This is a genomic window from Phycisphaerae bacterium (assembly GCA_035275405.1).
Classification (GTDB): domain Bacteria; phylum Planctomycetota; class Phycisphaerae; order UBA1845; family UTPLA1; genus DATEMU01.
This window is the reverse complement of the sequence record DATEMU010000004.1, coordinates 87,752-103,496: the sequence shown is the minus strand read 5'-3', so window position 1 is coordinate 103,496 and position 15,745 is coordinate 87,752. Positions and strand designations below refer to the sequence as shown.

The window sequence follows — 15,745 nt, the reverse complement described above, 5'->3', positions numbered from 1 at the left end:
TGATTGATGGTACAAATCTGCACATATAATTCACCTTAATTTAGTTTGTCGACACCGGTGTGAACGCGCCATCGCCGCAACCGACGGCCGATCAAGCAGGCGGGAACGACCAGTCCGGCGACCGGAAACACTCCCGGCGCACAAGATCCGCAGGCGGCGTCGGGCGGTGGCAGAGGTGTGCAAGCATCGCCGATGCCGTCGGAATCCGAATCAAGTTGATCCGCATTGAAAATCGCCGCGCAGTTGTCGCAGGCGTCGCCCTTCCCATCGCCGTCGCCATCGGCCTGGTCGGCGTTGAATGCATTCGGACAGTTGTCGGCGTCGTTCGCCTTACCGTCGCCGTCGTCGTCCGGCGAAATCCGAAAGGCGTTGTCGCTGAGAATGCCCGCGACGTAGGCATTGCCCGCGGCATCCACGGCGAGACCGTACGGATCGTTGAGCGTATTGCCCGCCCCGTCGCCGTCCGGCCCGATGATCTGAGTGACGACGCCTGCGGGTGTGATCTTGAAGGCGCCGTCACTGTTCTCTGCCGCCAGAAAGATGTTGCCCGCCGCATCCACGCCAATGCCGGCGGGATCAAGCAGCGCGTGGCCTGCGCCGTCGCCGGTCGCGTCGATGATCTGGGAGATGACTCCGGCAGGCGTGATCTTGAACGCATTCTGGCTGTTGCTTCCTGTGATGTATGCGTTTCCTGCGGCATCCAGGGCGACACCAAGAGCGGAGTCCAGCACATGGCCGGCGCCATCACCGGTCGCGTCGATGATCTCGGTGATAATTCCAGCCGGCGTGATCTTGAAGGCGTTGTTGCTGCCATAACCAGTCACATAGGCGTTCCCGTCGGCGTCCGCGGCGATGCCGAGCGGATTATTGAGAACGCTGGCTCCGGGCGCGCCGGCGGCGTCGATGATCTGCGACTTGATCCCGGCCGGCGTGATCTTGAAGGCATTGTTGCTGTCCGATCCCGCAATGTAGACATTGCCCGCGCCATCGACGGCAATGCTCTGTGGGTTGTCCAGGGGATTCGTGCCGTCGCCGGTCGCGTCGATGATGCGGGTGATGACTCCGGCGGGCGTGATCTTGAAGCCGTTGTCACTGACTTGCCCGGCAACAAAGACATTGCCGTCGCCATCGACGGCGACGGCCGTGGGAACATCAAGGGCATTTGTCCCGTCACCTGTGGCGTCGATGATCACCGTAATCGCACCGTCTGGAGTAATCTTGAAGACGTTATGGGTTCCGGACGCCACGTACACGTTGCCCGCGCCGTCTACAGCAATGGCCAGGGCCGCATTAAGCGGCTTCCCCGCGCCTCCGGTTGCGTCGATGATCTCGGTGATGATCTCGCCGCCAGCCCGGTCAACTCCCGGCGCGGCCATCAGGAATATTGAGACGGCGGCAAGGAAGAACCTGTAATTTCCCAACTGTTTGTGCTTGAACATAGTTAACTCCCTAAAATTTTTTTCCGAGTCTTGAGTGGTTTCGCCTAAAACGCTGTCCGATCAGGCAGGCCGGGACGACCAGTCCGGCGAAGGGAAAAGCCCCCGGCGCGCAGGCGCCGCAGGCGGCGTCAGGCGGAGGAGGCGGCGGCTCGCAAGCATCACCGACGCCATCGGCGTTTGCGTCCGCCTGATCTGCATTGAAGTCGGTAGGGCAGTTGTCACACGCGTCGCCCTTCCCATCGCCGTCCGCGTCGGCTTGATCGGAATTGGAAACGATGGGACAATTGTCGGCGGCGCCCGATACACCGTCGCCGTCGTCGTAGTAGAAGATCAGGAATCTTGGCCCATCCAGTCCGCCGCTGCCGGTCGGGACGAAGGCGTCGATGAAGGCGCCGGTCCCGCCGTTGTAGCGCAGGATGGTGCTGGGGAGCAGACCAGGGACGTACAGGTTGCCGTCCGGGCCGAAGGCCAGCCCACGGGGCAAATTTAGCCCCCCGCCGGCGGCGGGGACGAAGGCGTCGATGAAGGCGCCGGTGGCGCCGTTATAGCGCAGGACGCTGTCAGTGCCGCCACTGCTGACATACAGGTTGCCGTCCGGGCCGAAGACCAGTCCGAAGGGCCCGTCCAGCCCACCGCTGCCGGCCGGGACGAAGGCGTCGATGAAGGCGCCGGTCGCGCCGTTGTAGCGCAGGACGCTGTCGCTGCTTTCACTGCTGACGTGCAGGTTGCCATCCGGGCCGAAGACCAGATCGCTGGGCCCATTCAGCCCGCCGGACGCGGTAGGGACGAAGGCGCCGATGAAGGCGCCCGTCGCGCCGTTGTAGCGAAGGATGCTGTCGGTGACGGTACTGCTGACGTAGAGGTTGCCGTCCGGGCCGAAAATCAGGCCTTTGGGCCCATTTAACCCGCCGCTGCCGGCCGGGACGAAGGCGTTGATGAAGGCGCCGGTCGCGCCGTTGTAACGCAGGACGGTATCGCTAAAGAAACTGCCGACGTACAGGTTGCCGTCCGGGCCGAACACCAGACCCTGGGGCCCATCCAATCCGCCGACGCCGGACGGGATGAAGGCGTCGCTGAAGGCGCCGGTCGCGCCGTTGTAGCGAAGGACTTGGTCACTGCTCTCACTGCTGACGAGCAGCCGGACCGGCTGGGCCGAGGCGCCGGATGCCGCGCAGAACACGAACAGCATCGCCCATGTGAGTGCATACCTGCTACCCATTCCAGCGACACGGTTCTTCGTCGTATTGCGATTCGCCCCACCTACGGCTCGTTTTGCCGGCCGCTGCCGCCGCTTCCAGCCGACGAGCACGATCGGCGTAAACAACCCCACCGTCGGAAACACGCCCGGCGCGCAGGTCCCGCAGGCGGCGTCGGGAGGAGGGAGAGGTGCGCAAGCATCGCCGATGCCGTCGGAATCAGAATCAAGTTGATCCGCATTGAAGTCCGCCGGACAGTTGTCGCAGGCGTCGCCCTTGCCGTCTCCGTCCCCATCGGCCTGATCCGCATTAAATGCAGTCGGACAGTTGTCGGCGTCGTTCGCCTTGCCGTCGCCGTCGTCGTCCGGCGAAACCCGAAACGCGTTGTCGCTGAGAATTCCTGCCACGTAGGCGTTGCCCGCGGCGTCCACGGCGAGACCGTACGGATCGTTGAGCGTATTGCCCGCCCCGTCGCCGTCCGGCCCGATGATCTTGGTGATCATGCCTGCGGGAGTGATCTTGAAGACGCCGTCACTGTTCTCTGCCGCCAGAAAGATGTTGCCCGCGGCATCCGCGCCAATGCCGGCGGGATCAGGCAGTGGCTGGCCCGCGCCGTCGCCGGTCGCGTCGATGATCTGGGTGATGACCCCGGCAGGCGTGATCTTGAAGGCGTTGTCACTATCAGCGCCCGTCACGTACACGTTGCCTGTTGCGTCTACGGCAACGAATTCAGGATAGGCGAGGACATGGCCGGCACCGTCGCCGGCGGCGTCGATGATTTGGGTGATGACTCCGGCGGGAGTGATCTTGAAGGCGTTGCCTGAGCTGATACACGTTACGTAAGCATTGCCATCGCCGTCCACGGCGACGCCGCGAGGAGAATCTAGGGCTTTGCCCGGCCCACTGCCCGCCGCGTCGATGATTTGGGTCTTGACCCCGGCGGGCGTGATCCTAAAGGCGTTGTCGCTGACGGTTCCCGCCACGTAAATGTTACCCGCACCATCCACGGCGACGCCGGTTGGCTCATCAAGCACATGCGTACCGTCGCCGGTTGCGTCGATGATCTGGACAATGGCGCCGGCGGGCGTAATCTTGAAGACGTTTTCGCTGTTCTGTCCTGTCACATACGCGTTTCCCGCGGAGTCCACGGCGATGCCGGCGGCACCAGCAAGGACATTGTTGCCGTCGCCGCTCGCGTCGATGATCTGCGTAATGCCCCCGGCGGGCGTGATCTTGAAGGCGTTGTTACTGCCCACTCCGATCACGTAGACGTTGCCGGCGGCGTCCACGGCGATGCCGAAAGGACGAAGAAGGCCATGCCCCGCGCCGCCGGTGGCGTCGATGATCTCCGTGATGATGAGCTGGGCACCTGCTCGTTTTGCCCCCACGGCCGTGATAGCCAGTGAGGCAACGAGCGCGCAGTGAAGGAAAAGACTGTCTGAGCGCTGAAACCTGTTCAAGTGAATCTCCTTAATGTAGTTTGCCGACACCGGTGCGAACACGCCGTTGTCGCAACCGACGGCCGATCAGGCTGGCAGGAACGACCAGTCCGGCGACGGGGAACGCTCCCGGCGCGCAAGTACCGCAGGCGGCGTCGGGAGGAGGCGGTGGCGCGCAGGCGTCGCCGATGCCGTCCCCGTCCGAATCGGTTTGATCCGCATTGAAGACAGCTGGGCAGTTGTCGCAGGCGTCGCCTGTGCCGTCGCCGTCACCATCGGCCTGGTCGGCATTGAACGCCGCCGGACAATTGTCACAGACGTCTCCTTTGCCATCCCCGTCGGCGTCGGCCTGATCCGGATTGGCGACGGAGATACAGTTATCGCAGGCGTCGCCGATCGCGTCGCCGTCCGCATCTTCCTGTCCCGGGTTGGCGACGGTCTGGCAGGTATCGCAGGCATCGCCGATACCATCTCCGTCAGAATCCGTTTGATCCGGATTGGCTATGGAAGGACAGTTGTCGCATGCGTTCGGAACGCCGTCGTTGTCCGGATCGGCCGAGCACGCATCGCCGACACCGTCCTGGTCGCAATCGGCCTGATCAGGATTGGAAACAGTCGGACAGTTGTCTTGCGAGTCACGGATGCCGTCGCCGTCGATGTCGATCGTGAAGAAGTACGCCGCGCCGGAGTTGGAGGCGGTGTCGTCGGCCTCGTTGCCATTGACTCCCATGGCGCTACTGGCCTCGTTTGGGGCGCCGACCGCCAACGTGTCGCCCGACATGGCCAACGAGAGGCCGAACCGGTCACCGGCCCCTGTGTTCGAGGCCTTCGTGTACGCCTGCTGGCTCCAGACACCGCCGGACCGCACGAAAAAATAGGCGGCGCCGGAGCTCGAAGCGCTGTTGTTGGACCCGTTGCCGTCGATGCCTGTGGCATTGCTGTCCTCGAATTGAGCGCCGACCGCCAACGTGTCGGCCGACACCGCCACCGCGCGGCCAAAAAAGTCACTGCCTCCGGTGTTCGACGCCTTCACGTAAGCCTGCTGACTCCATGCGCCACCGGTGTCACGTACGAAGACATAGACAGCGCCGGAGCTTGAAACGCTGTTGTTGGCCTGATTGCCGTTGACGCCCGTTGCGTTGCTGGCCTCGCCGTCCGCCCCGACCACGACCGTGTCGCCCGACACCGCCACCGCGATGCCGAATTGGTCATTGGCCCCGGTGTTGGAGGCCTTGACAAAGGCTTGTTGGCTCCAGGACGTTCCGCTGCGCGTAAAGATATAGGCAGCGCCGGAGGCGGAAGTGTTGTCGTCGCCCCCGTCGCCGTCCACACCCATGGCGCTGCTGTCCTCGCTTGGGGCGCCAACCACCAGCGTGTCGCCTGTAATGGCCACCGACAAGCCGAATTGGTCTTCGGCCCCGGTGTTGGAAGCCTTGACGTAGGCCTGCTGGCTCCAGGTGGTCCCGCTGCGCGTAAAGACGTACGCCGCGCCGGAGTTCACAGCGCTATTGTCGCCCTCATTGCCGTTCACGCCCGTCGCGTTGCTGTCTTCGCCGGGGGCGCCGACCACCACCGTGTCGCCCGACATCGTCACCGCCGTGCCAAAGAGGGCGTTCGGCCCGACGCTGGAAGCCTTGAGGTAGGCCTGCTGAGTCCAGGTCGTCCCGCTGCGCGTAAAGACATAAGCAGCGCCGGAGTTGGACAGGGTGTTGTCGGTGTCGTCGCCATTCACTCCCGTGGCGATGCTCGCCTCGTTCGGAGCCCCTACCACCACCGTGTCGCCTGATATGGCCACCGAGGTGCCGAAAAAGTCGTTCGGGTCCGTGTTCGAGGCCTTGAGGTAGGCCTGCTGGCTCCAGACCTCGCCGGTGCGGACAAAGACATAGACAGTGCCGGAGTTCGCAGCATTGTCGTCGTCCTGTTCGCCGTCCACGCCCGTGGCCATGCTGGACTCGCCAGCGGCGCCGACCACGACCGTGTCGCCCGACACGGCCACCGAGAGGCCAAAGACGTCACCTGCGCCGGTGTTCGAGGCCTTGACGTAGGCTTGCTGATCGATGGGGAACCCGGTAGCGGGCCTGCTGGAAACCAGAAACTGGAGACTGGAAACGAGAAGTGCGATGACGGCACCGTTGGATCGGATCATGATCGTCTCCCTTTTGAATTCCGCCGGCGCGAGGGTGGGCGGCGAGTGGTTGTCAGGAAAATGCCCATCTTTTGACCCCATCACTCTTAAACCGCGGGCAGCAAGGCGATCATTACACCCAGTCCCCGCGCGGTGATGCGCTTCGTTCAACGCACTTTTTGAACCGCAGGCAGCAGCATGGCGATGAGGATCGCGATGATGGCAATGACCACGAGCCCGCGCGGCCGGTTTTCCGCTTGCGCAAATTGCCCGTCGCTCGAGACGGTTGTTCCGTCACTGAACTGAACCGAATCGCGCCAGGAAAACTCAATACTGCTGTCTCGCTCTCCATTGATCTCGGGACCGGCCTGCCACGTCACCACGCCGGCCAGCCTGCTGCCATCGGTAGTCGTGAAAACCGCCACGCCTTCGCCGATCAGCGAGTCTGGCTGGTCGCCAGGACGAAACAGAACCTCGCCCCGCGCGGTGTACTCTCCGATGTCGGGCTCAGTGCCATGGAGCGTGAAGGGCGTCACCCGCTCGGTCGAGAAATCGATCGTCCCCTCGAAATTGTCTGTCTGCTGCGTGAGTCCCATTGGAAACTGCACGCAGCCGCAAGGCAGGATTTGCGCACAGGCCAACCATGTGACCAGGGAGTGTCTCCACCGGCTCGGTGTTCTGAAATACTTCATAGTTGTGTCTCCTGAATCACTTTTGGTATCAAATTGGGGAATTGCCTGTCCGGGCGTGAATGCGTCGTCGGCGATGTCGCCAACCGATCAGGCCGGCCGGTACGAGCAATCCGGCGACGGGGAACGCCCCCGGCGCGCAGGTTCCGCAGGCGGCGTCGGGCGGCGGGGGCGGCGCGCAGGCGTCGCCGACGCCGTCGGCGTTTGCGTCCGCCTGATCCGCATTGAAGACTGCCGGGCAGTTGTCGCACGCGTCGCCTTTACCGTCGCCATCGCCATCGGCCTGGTCGGCGTTGAATGCGTTTGGACAGTTGTCGGCATCGTTCGCTTTGCCGTCGCCGTCGTCGTCCGGCGAAACCCGAAACGCGTTGTCGCTGAGCACGCCTGCCACGTAGGCGTTGCCCCCGGGATCCACGGCGAGACCGTACGGATCGTTGAGCGTATTGCCCGCCCCGTCGCCGTCCGGCCCGATGATCTTGGTGATCACGCCTGCGGGAGTGATCTTGAAGACGCCGTCACTGTTCTCTGCCGCCAGAAAGATGTTGCCCGCGGCATCCGCGCCAATGCCGGCGGGATCAAGCAGCGGCTGGCCCGCGCCGTCGCCGGTCGCGTCGATGATCTGGGTGATGACCCCGGCAGGCGTGATCTTAAACGCGTTGTTGCTATCACTCCCCGTGACGTACACGTTTCCCGTGGTATCCAGAGCGACACCCAGAGGAGAGACCAGCACATGACCGGCGCCATCACCGGTCGAGTCAATGATCTCCGTGATGGCCCCGGCAGGAGTGATCTTGAAGGCGTTGTTGCTGCTGAGACCCGCCACAAAGGCGTTGCCGTCGGCATCTGCTGCAATACCGACGGGATCATTGAGAGCGCTGGCCCCGCCCGCGCCGGTCGCGTCTATGATCTGCGTCCTGGCCCCGGCCGGCGTGATTTTGAACGCATTATCGCTTACTGAACCCGCTAGGTAGACATTGCCAGCGCTATCGAAGGCAATGCCCTGCGGCTCGTCCAGTGCATTCGTGCCGTCGCCGGTCGCGTCGATGATCTGGGTGATAACGCCGGCGGGTGTGATCTTGAAGACGTTGTCGCTGATTCTCCCCGCAACAAAGACGTTGCCGTCGCCATCGACGGCGACGGCGGTGGGAACATCAAGAGCATTTGTCCCGTCACCTGTGGCGTCGATGATCACCGTAATCGCCCCCCCTCTAGTAATCTTGAAGACGTTTTGGCTTAAGGCCGCCACGTACACGTTGCCCGCGCCGTCCACGGCGATGGCCTGGGGCTCGTTGAGCGGCTCTCCCGCGCCGCCGGTCGCGTCGATGATCTCAGTGATAACCTCGCCACTAGCCCGACCGGGCCCGTGAGCCGTAACGATCAGCGCAGCGAGCAGTGAAAAAAGCAGACCGTGTTTTCGAAGTTGTTTGCGTTGAGACATTGTCAATCTCCGTAAATTGTCTTCCGGTTCTCGCTTCAAATCTGGTGCGGAGGCGCCACCCGCCGAATGCGCCGGCCGATCAGGCATGCAGGGACGACCAGTCCGGCGACGGGGAACGCTCCCGGCGCGCAAGTACCGCAGGCGGCGTCGGGCGGCGGCGGCGGCGCGCAGGCGTCGCCCACGCCGTCGGCATCCGAATCCAATTGATCCGCGTTAAAGACCGCCGGGCAATTGTCGCAGGCGTCGCGCTTTCCATCGCCGTCGGCATCGGGATCGCACTCATCGGGCGTACCGTTGCCGTCGCAATCGGCGCTCCCACCGCTGGCGATATCTTCCGCGTCGAGCACGCCGTTCGAGTTGCAGTCCGGCAGCGCGAAACGTGCGACGACAATCCCCGCTGTTCCGCTGGGAGCTTTGTTCGCGGCCCAAATGCCGATCCAATGACCGGCGCGGTCGGTCGCAATTTGCGGGTCTTGATCCAAATCTGCATCCGTGCCTGCGTTGCCATTCAATGGCACGGACGCCGTCCAAGTAATTCCATTGTCCGTGCTGAGCGCCACAAGGATGTCGCCATCGCTTTCAATTCCACCCGACGGTTCTTCGGTTTCCCAGTCGGCCACCCAATGCCCCTGACCGTCGCTGGCGATCCGCGCGTCGACGTCATTGCCCGAGTCGCTTGTGGCGTTGCTGTTGAGTGCCGCCGGAGCGCTCCATGTCGCACCATTGTCCTCGCTGTGTGCGACAAAGATTTCGAAGTCCGTACCGAATGCGACGCCCGGGTTGGAATGCCACACTGCGACCCAATGCCCTGCGCGATCCGTGGCGATCCAGGGATCGCTGTCGTTGCCGGTATCGGTCGCCGCGTTGGTGTTGAGCGGCGCTGGCGGCGTCCAGGACGCACCATTGTTCGAACTTCGGGCGACAAGGATGTTCCGGTCCGGCCCGATACCCGCGAGGTTCTCGCTGGAGTCCCACACTGCGATCCAGTGCCCCTGGCCGTCGGTGACGAGGGAAGGCGCAGTGTCGCTGCCCGTGTCGCCGCCTGCATTCGTGTTGACCGGTGTCGGCGGCGTCCACGTCGCGCCATTATCCGAACTTCGGGCCACAAGAATGTCGTTATCGGTATCGATGGTCATGCCCAAATCGTCGTCCGAGTTCCACACGGCGAGCCAATTACCCTTGCCGTCCGTCGAGATCTGTGGGACGGAATCGTCGCCCGCGTCGGTTGCCGCGTTCGTATTCAGCGCGGCGGGAGAAGTCCACGTCATTCCGTTGTTCGTGCTGCGGGCCACATGAATGTCGTTGTCGGTCCCCATATTCGGGCTGAGATCGTTGGTAGAAGACCAGACCGCCACCCAACGGCCCTGGCCGTCGGTCGCGACCTGTGGACTGAAGTCGCCTCCCGAATCAGGCCCCGCGTTGGTGTTCAGGGGAACGGGAACCGTCCACGTCAGCCCATTGTTCGAACTGCGCGAAACGAGGATGTCGAAGTCCGAACCAATCGTGTTGTTCAGATCATCGTTCGACGTCCAGACGGCCACCCAATGTCCGAGACCGTCCGTCGTAACAAATGGACCAGCGCCCCCATTGGTAGGAATGGATTCGACCGGAGATATCGCCGCAGGGAATTGGCCGCGGGCCTCGATGCACACGAATCCGACGACGATCACTACAATGGTATTGACACGCATTACTGACATTTGATGTGACCTCGCATATTGCCTTTGTCCAAGTACGGTCCGGCACGTTATGGACGATCTTTGGCCCTCCACTGTCACGCGCGTTTTTGGATACTCATGGAGTGGCTGTAGTCAGCGAAACCGACGACGGCGGAATGAAAGCGCCAGGGCGCTGATGGGCATCATCGCAATCGTGCCCGCGCCGCAGGTCCCACAGGCGGCGTCGGGGACGGGCTGGGGCTCCGGCGTCTCACACGCGTCGCCTACGCCATTGGCGTCCGCATCGGCTTGATCCGCGTTGAAGACCGCCGGGCAGTTGTCGACATCGTCGGCGACACCGTCGCCGTCTGCGTCCACTGGCGGTGTGGTAACAGTCAGCGCGGCGGATTCGCTGATGACCGTCTGACACGCATTGCTGACCACGCAGGCGTAATTGCCGGCGTCGTCGGCGCTCGCGGGATTGATCGTCAGCGTCGGCGTGGCGGATCCGCTGATCGCGCTGCCGTCGGACAGCGGCGTGCCGTTGCGCCGCCACGCGAAGTCGAGCAGAACAGCCCCGGCGGAAGCTCCTAGCGTGAAGCTGGCGCTCTCGCCCGCAGCGATTGACCGATCGGCCGGCTGCTGGTCGATGATGATCGTGGGAACATTCAGTTCCCAGGTTTCGTCATTGCTGGCGATGCCATCCGAGCCGCCGAAGAGCACCGTGAGGTGTCTGACGCTGTCGTAGGCCATTCCCTGGGCGAACCGCGCGGACGGCGATGCGGCGGGATGCGTAAGCGTCCAATCAAGTCCATCCCATTCCCAGGATTCGGCACTGGCCACAGTTGGATTGAGCGCGACGACGCCGCCGAAGAGTATGGTCTTGCCTCGACCGGAATCGAACGACATCGGGGAAAAAAAAGTGGGGGGAGGCGCCGTTGCGGCCAGTTTCTGGGACCAGTTCGTGCCGTTCCATTCCCACGTTTCGTTGCTGAAAATCAGGTTATTGACGTTGGAGATATCTACAATACCCCCGAACAAGACCGTTTCGCCTCGGACACTGTCATAGACCATACCGTGCCCAAGTCGCGATGTTGGGGCGTTCGACGGACTCTTGAGCGACCAATTCGTTCCATCCCACTCCCACGAATCGTCGAGGAGGCCGTTCGCGTCCGCGCCGCCGAAGAGTACGGTTCGACCCCGGGCGCTGTCGTAGGCCATCGCGTGGGCATTGCGCGCGGGGGGCGAAACCGCCGGGGCCTTTTCGGTCCAGTTCGTGCCGTTCCACTCCCACGTCTCGTCGCTAGTGACGGCGTTTGCTGCGCCGCCAAAGAGAACGGTGACGCCGCGGCCTGAGTCGTACACCATCGCATGGCCGGCACGGGCCGAGGGCGACATGGCCGGGGTTATTTGGGCCCAGTTGGTCCCATCCCATTCCCACGTCTCGTCGACCTCATCTCCGTTGGAAAGCTGACCGCCGAACAGGACGGTCACCTGTCGCTCGGAATCAAACGCCATCCCGACAAGTCCCCGAGCCGATGGCGTAACGGCCGGACTTTGCTGAAACCAGCTCCCATCGCACTGGGCGTGGGCGCTGATTGGTCGCCACAGAAAGGCCGATGCGACGCCCGCCACCGCCAGAAACCTCAATGAAAACCGTGTGCAACACATGACAATCCTCCAGTCCCGTGCTACTGGGCAGTAAAATTGATCGATCACCTCTGATCCGGTCCTGCCCTCTCTGGACGATCTTTCCCCCGCGACTTTCACGCGGATTCCGGTTCTAATAGGGGGTTGCCAGGTCTTTTTTGGGCAAATGTGTCCCGGCTCGCCGGGACTGCCGGGTTGGGGCGGGGAGCGGCCCATGGCGGATGACGACACAACTCTGCTGCAGCGCGCCGTAGAGGGGGACGTGGCCGCATTACGTCTACTTCTGGAACGGTTCGGCGGCGAGGTCCGACAGAGGATTGCCGGCCGCATCGATAAGCGCTGGCAGGCCCTGCTCGATGAGGACGACGTGATGCAGGTGACCTACCTCGAGGCCTTCCTGCACATCGATCAGCTTACGGCACGCGATACCCAGTCATTCCTCGCGTGGCTGACCCGCATCGCCGAAAACGCCATCCGCGATGCCATTCGGGGCTTGTCGCGGCAAAAGCGCCCCGATCCCGCCCGACGGATCGCCCCAGCCACCGTCACCGATTCCTATGTCGGACTCCTCGAATGCCTCGGCGTGACGACAACCACGCCCAGCCGCGAGGCGGTGAGTCGGGATGCGGCCGAAGTCCTCAAGGCCGCAGTCGAGCGGCTTCCTCCGGACTATCGCACGGCGGTCCACCTTTATGATCTGGAAGGGCGAACGGTCTCCGATGTGGCCGCCGCGATGAATCGCTCCGTGGGGGCTGTCCACATGCTCCGAGCCCGCGGCCACGACCGCCTTCGGCAGGACCTGGGAAGCAGCTCGCAATTTTTCACGGGATCGGCGTGAAGGACGCCGGTGGATTGTCGTCTGAAGGGTCGGAGATGTGCGCATGCCCCGCGAGACCGCTGGAGCCTCCAATCCTCTTCATGAGCCTTCGAAGGCAGACCCCGGCCGGGACGTCCGCGCATCCAATTCTGAGCGAAAGCTCGTCAGCGCCGCATGGGCCCAGTTCGAGTTGATATCGAACAGCCGGGGGATTGGGGGCTCCAGCTTTCAGAATACGGCTTCCCCGCGTACCCAACACGATCCAGCGCCTCTTCACGTCCCCGGCTACCGGGTTCTGGGCGAAGTCCATCGCGGGGGTCAGGGCGTCGTCTATCAGGCCATTCAGGAATCCACGCTGCGCAAGAAGGCCATCAAGGTTCTCAAGGAAGGCCCGTTCGCCGAGGCGTCCGAACGCTTACGTTTCGATCGTGAAATCGACTTGCTCAGCCGGCTCGATCATCCCCACATCGTCGGCATCCATGACCACGGCACCACCGCCGGTCATGCCTACTATGTGATGGACTACATCGCGGGCCAGCCCCTCGACGCCTATGTGGCCGGCGCGGATTTGTCCATTGACGAGTTATTGAGACTTTTCGCGTTGATTTGCGATGCCGTCAATGTCGCCCATCTGCGCGGCGTCATTCATCGCGATCTCAAACCCGGCAACATTCGAATCGACGAGGAGGGTCAGCCGCGCATCCTCGACTTCGGCCTGGCCAAGTGGGTCCAGGAAGCCGCGGAGCGCTCCTCCGCGCGCGGCATGACCATGACCGGGCAGTTCGTCGGCTCGCTACCCTGGGCGAGCCCGGAACAGGCGGGCGGTGATTCCGATCTGCTGGATATTCGCACGGATGTGTATTCCCTCGGAGTGATCCTTTACCAACTCGTGACGGGGCGCTTCCCCTATCCGGTTTCGGGGCGGATCGACGACGTCGTTCGTCACATCGTTCACACGAGCCCGGCTCGTCCTTCTTCAATTCGTCGCGACTTGGATCGCGACGTCGAGACGATCATCCTGAAGTGTCTTTCCAAGGAACCGGAGCAAAGGTACCAGAGCGCCGGTGAGTTGGTTCGCGACATTCGCCTCCATCTGGCGAACGAGCCCATCCTGGCGACTCCTCCGAGCACCGGCTATCGCTTGCGCAAGTTCGTTCGGCGCAATCGCGGGCTAGTGGTTGCGGGCGCGGTGGTGGCGGCGGCCCTTCTTCTGGGGAGCGGCGTGTCCATTGCGTTCGGCATTCGCGAAATCCGCGCGCGCCGGACCGCCGAAAACGCGCTCACACGAGCCGAGACGGCTGAGCAAGAAACGCAGGCACGGGCCGACGAACTCGCGAAAGTTGCGAGCTTCCAGCAGGTGCAGCTCTCGGGCATCAACGCCCAGACGATGGGTGTGAAGCTCCGGGGCGATCTGCTCGAAAAGGCGCGGGCCGCCGCCAAGGCCTCAAACCTGCCGCCGGATGAAGTCGAAGCCCGCGTCGCGGAGCTGGAAAAGCTTGTCGCCGGCAGCGACTTCACGGGTCTGGCATTGGAATCGCTGGACGAAAATTTCTTCCAGCCGGCCCTCCGCGCCATCGATGACGAATTCGCCGATCAACCGCTGGTAAGAGCGCGGCTCCTGCAGACGTCGGCTACGACCCTGCGCGATCTGGGATTGCTCGACGCGGCCACTGCGCCGCAGGAAGAAGCACTGGCGATCCGTCGCCGTGAACTGGGCGATGAACATCCGGATACGCTCGATTCAATGAAAGAGATGGGCTATCTGTTCTGGGCTCAGGGCAATTTCCCGGAGGCGGAACCGCATTTGCGCGCGGCGATGGAGAAGCGCCGCAGTGTCCTTGGTAACGATCATCCCGACACCCTCGACTCCATCGATAAGCTGGGAATCCTGCTTCGAGACCAGGGAAAGCTGCTGGAGGCTGAAGCCTATGTCCGCGAGGCGTTGGACGGGCGACGCCGCGTCCTCGGCGAGGAGCACTCCGACACGCTCGCCTCCCTCGTCAACATGGGAATGCTTCTCAAAGCACAGGGCAAGGTCGCCGAAACCGAAGCATATGACCGCGAGGCGCTGGAGAAATATCGCCGCGTCCTGGGCGACGACCATCCCCACACGATCATCGCCATCAACAACATGGCGGTCATGCTATATGGCTTGGGCAAAATGGCGGAGGCGGAAGATTATTACCGCGAGGCCCTGGAGAGGTACCGCCGTGTCCTGGGTGACGAACATCCCGACACGCTTACGGCGATCAGCAATATCGCCATGCTGCTCAAGACGGCGGGCCGCATGGAGGAGGCAGAAGTTTTTGCCCGCGAGGCCGTGGAGAAGCGCCGCCGCGTCCTCGGTGACGACCATCCACACACGCTGATGGCGATCAGCAACCTGGGCACGGTGCTCCAATCCGCGGGCAAACTGGAGGAGGCCGAAGTATCGTGCCGCGAGGCGTTGGACAAGCGCCGCCGAGTGCTGGGCGAAGAGCACCAGGACACGCTCACCTCGTTAGGCAATCTGAGCCTGCTGCAGCTGACCCGGGGAAAACTGACTGAAGCGGAAGAGTCGAGTCGCGAGGCGCTGGCGATCCGCCGCCGCACACTGGGCGACGAACACCCCTATACGGTCAATTCCATCAATACCCTGGGGGCCATACTCCGACAGCAGGGCAAGTTCGCCGAGGCCGAGGCATTTTCGCGCGAATCTCTGGAGATCCGACGGCGCCTTCTGGGCGACGAGCACCCGGACACGCTGAACTCCCTCTTTAACCTTGCCGGTTTGTTGAGAGCACAGAACAAGCTGACGGAGGCCGAGCCTTACTCGCGGGAAGCGTTGGAAAAGTGTCGACGGGTGCTGGGTGATCAACATCTGCTCACGCTCTCAGCGATCGGCAACATGAGCGGTCTTCTCCTGGCCCAGGCACGGCCTCAAGAGGCGATCGACCTGCTGGGCCCGACAGAGGCGGCGGCTCGCAGGGTTTTCACCGGCAGTAATGCCATTCGCCTGGGTCTGTTCCTCAGTATCCTCGGCCGCGCGCGCAACGCCACCGGCGAGTTCGCGGCGGCGGAGGCAAGCCTCACCGAAGCACACACCATCCTGATCGGGGCGACAGGTGCGCGGCCGCAGGATGTCGCCGAGGTGGCCACCGCGCTGGCGGCCCTCTACGATGCCTGGCATGCGGCCGAGCCGAACCAAGGCTACGACGCCAAAGCCGCCGAGTGGCGGGCGACAACTCAGCCCTCCCAATAGTACTTCCGCCACGACCATCCTTTGTCCACCCTCACGGGTCGAATACACTGACG

At 63.1% G+C, this 15,745-nt stretch carries 9 protein-coding genes; 2 read left to right on the top strand and 7 right to left on the bottom strand.

Going from position 1 to position 15,745, the window contains the following annotated elements; genetic code table 11:
* Nucleotides 1–35: 35 nt before the first annotated feature.
* From VJZ71_07340 to VJZ71_07310, 7 genes are all read right to left on the bottom strand, one after another.
* Nucleotides 36–1,439, bottom strand: a complete 1,404-nt coding sequence (locus tag VJZ71_07340; protein HKQ47865.1) for an SBBP repeat-containing protein — start codon at nucleotides 1,437–1,439, stop codon at nucleotides 36–38.
* A gap of 10 nt (nucleotides 1,440–1,449) precedes the next feature.
* Entirely contained in the window at nucleotides 1,450–4,095 is a 2,646-nt protein-coding gene (locus tag VJZ71_07335) for an NHL repeat-containing protein (GenBank protein HKQ47864.1), read from the bottom strand.
* Between the two features lie 10 nt (nucleotides 4,096–4,105).
* Nucleotides 4,106–6,220 carry a thrombospondin type 3 repeat-containing protein gene (locus VJZ71_07330; GenBank protein ID HKQ47863.1) on the bottom strand — a complete coding sequence of 705 codons (2,115 nt, stop codon included), beginning with the start codon at nucleotides 6,218–6,220 and terminating at the stop codon, nucleotides 4,106–4,108.
* 146 nt (nucleotides 6,221–6,366) lie between these two features.
* Nucleotides 6,367–6,891 (bottom strand): hypothetical protein, encoded by a 525-nt coding sequence (locus VJZ71_07325; GenBank protein HKQ47862.1) that lies wholly within the window; start codon nucleotides 6,889–6,891, stop codon nucleotides 6,367–6,369.
* A gap of 28 nt (nucleotides 6,892–6,919) precedes the next feature.
* Nucleotides 6,920–8,326 (bottom strand): NHL repeat-containing protein, encoded by a 1,407-nt coding sequence (locus tag VJZ71_07320; protein HKQ47861.1) that lies wholly within the window; start codon nucleotides 8,324–8,326, stop codon nucleotides 6,920–6,922.
* 35 nt (nucleotides 8,327–8,361) lie between these two features.
* The gene (locus VJZ71_07315; GenBank protein ID HKQ47860.1) at nucleotides 8,362–10,026 is read right to left on the bottom strand and encodes a hypothetical protein; all 1,665 of its coding nucleotides are present in this window, start codon (nucleotides 10,024–10,026) and stop codon (nucleotides 8,362–8,364) included.
* A gap of 111 nt (nucleotides 10,027–10,137) precedes the next feature.
* Nucleotides 10,138–11,655: a kelch repeat-containing protein gene (locus VJZ71_07310; protein HKQ47859.1), complete on the bottom strand. Its 1,518-nt coding sequence runs from the start codon at nucleotides 11,653–11,655 to the stop codon at nucleotides 10,138–10,140.
* Between the two features lie 193 nt (nucleotides 11,656–11,848).
* Here VJZ71_07310 and VJZ71_07305 point away from each other — a divergent pair, with 193 nt between their 5' ends.
* On the top strand, nucleotides 11,849–12,472 hold the full coding sequence (locus tag VJZ71_07305; GenBank protein HKQ47858.1) for an RNA polymerase sigma factor: 624 nt from the start codon (nucleotides 11,849–11,851) through the stop codon (nucleotides 12,470–12,472).
* A 43-nt stretch (nucleotides 12,473–12,515) separates the two neighbouring features.
* On the top strand, nucleotides 12,516–15,692 hold the full coding sequence (locus VJZ71_07300; GenBank protein HKQ47857.1) for a serine/threonine-protein kinase: 3,177 nt from the start codon (nucleotides 12,516–12,518) through the stop codon (nucleotides 15,690–15,692).
* The last annotated feature ends 53 nt before the right edge of the window (nucleotides 15,693–15,745 follow it).

Coding starts and splice junctions, on each gene's coding strand:
- VJZ71_07340 (HKQ47865.1), bottom strand. CDS start 1,439: ATGTTCAAGCACAAACAGTTGGGAAATTACAGGTTCTTCCTTGCCGCC.
- VJZ71_07330 (HKQ47863.1), bottom strand. CDS start 6,220: ATGATCCGATCCAACGGTGCCGTCATCGCACTTCTCGTTTCCAGTCTC.
- VJZ71_07325 (HKQ47862.1), bottom strand. CDS start 6,891: ATGAAGTATTTCAGAACACCGAGCCGGTGGAGACACTCCCTGGTCACA.
- VJZ71_07320 (HKQ47861.1), bottom strand. CDS start 8,326: ATGTCTCAACGCAAACAACTTCGAAAACACGGTCTGCTTTTTTCACTG.
- VJZ71_07315 (HKQ47860.1), bottom strand. CDS start 10,026: ATGTCAGTAATGCGTGTCAATACCATTGTAGTGATCGTCGTCGGATTC.
- VJZ71_07310 (HKQ47859.1), bottom strand. CDS start 11,655: ATGTGTTGCACACGGTTTTCATTGAGGTTTCTGGCGGTGGCGGGCGTC.
- VJZ71_07305 (HKQ47858.1), top strand. CDS start 11,849: ATGGCGGATGACGACACAACTCTGCTGCAGCGCGCCGTAGAGGGGGAC.
- VJZ71_07300 (HKQ47857.1), top strand. CDS start 12,516: ATGCCCCGCGAGACCGCTGGAGCCTCCAATCCTCTTCATGAGCCTTCG.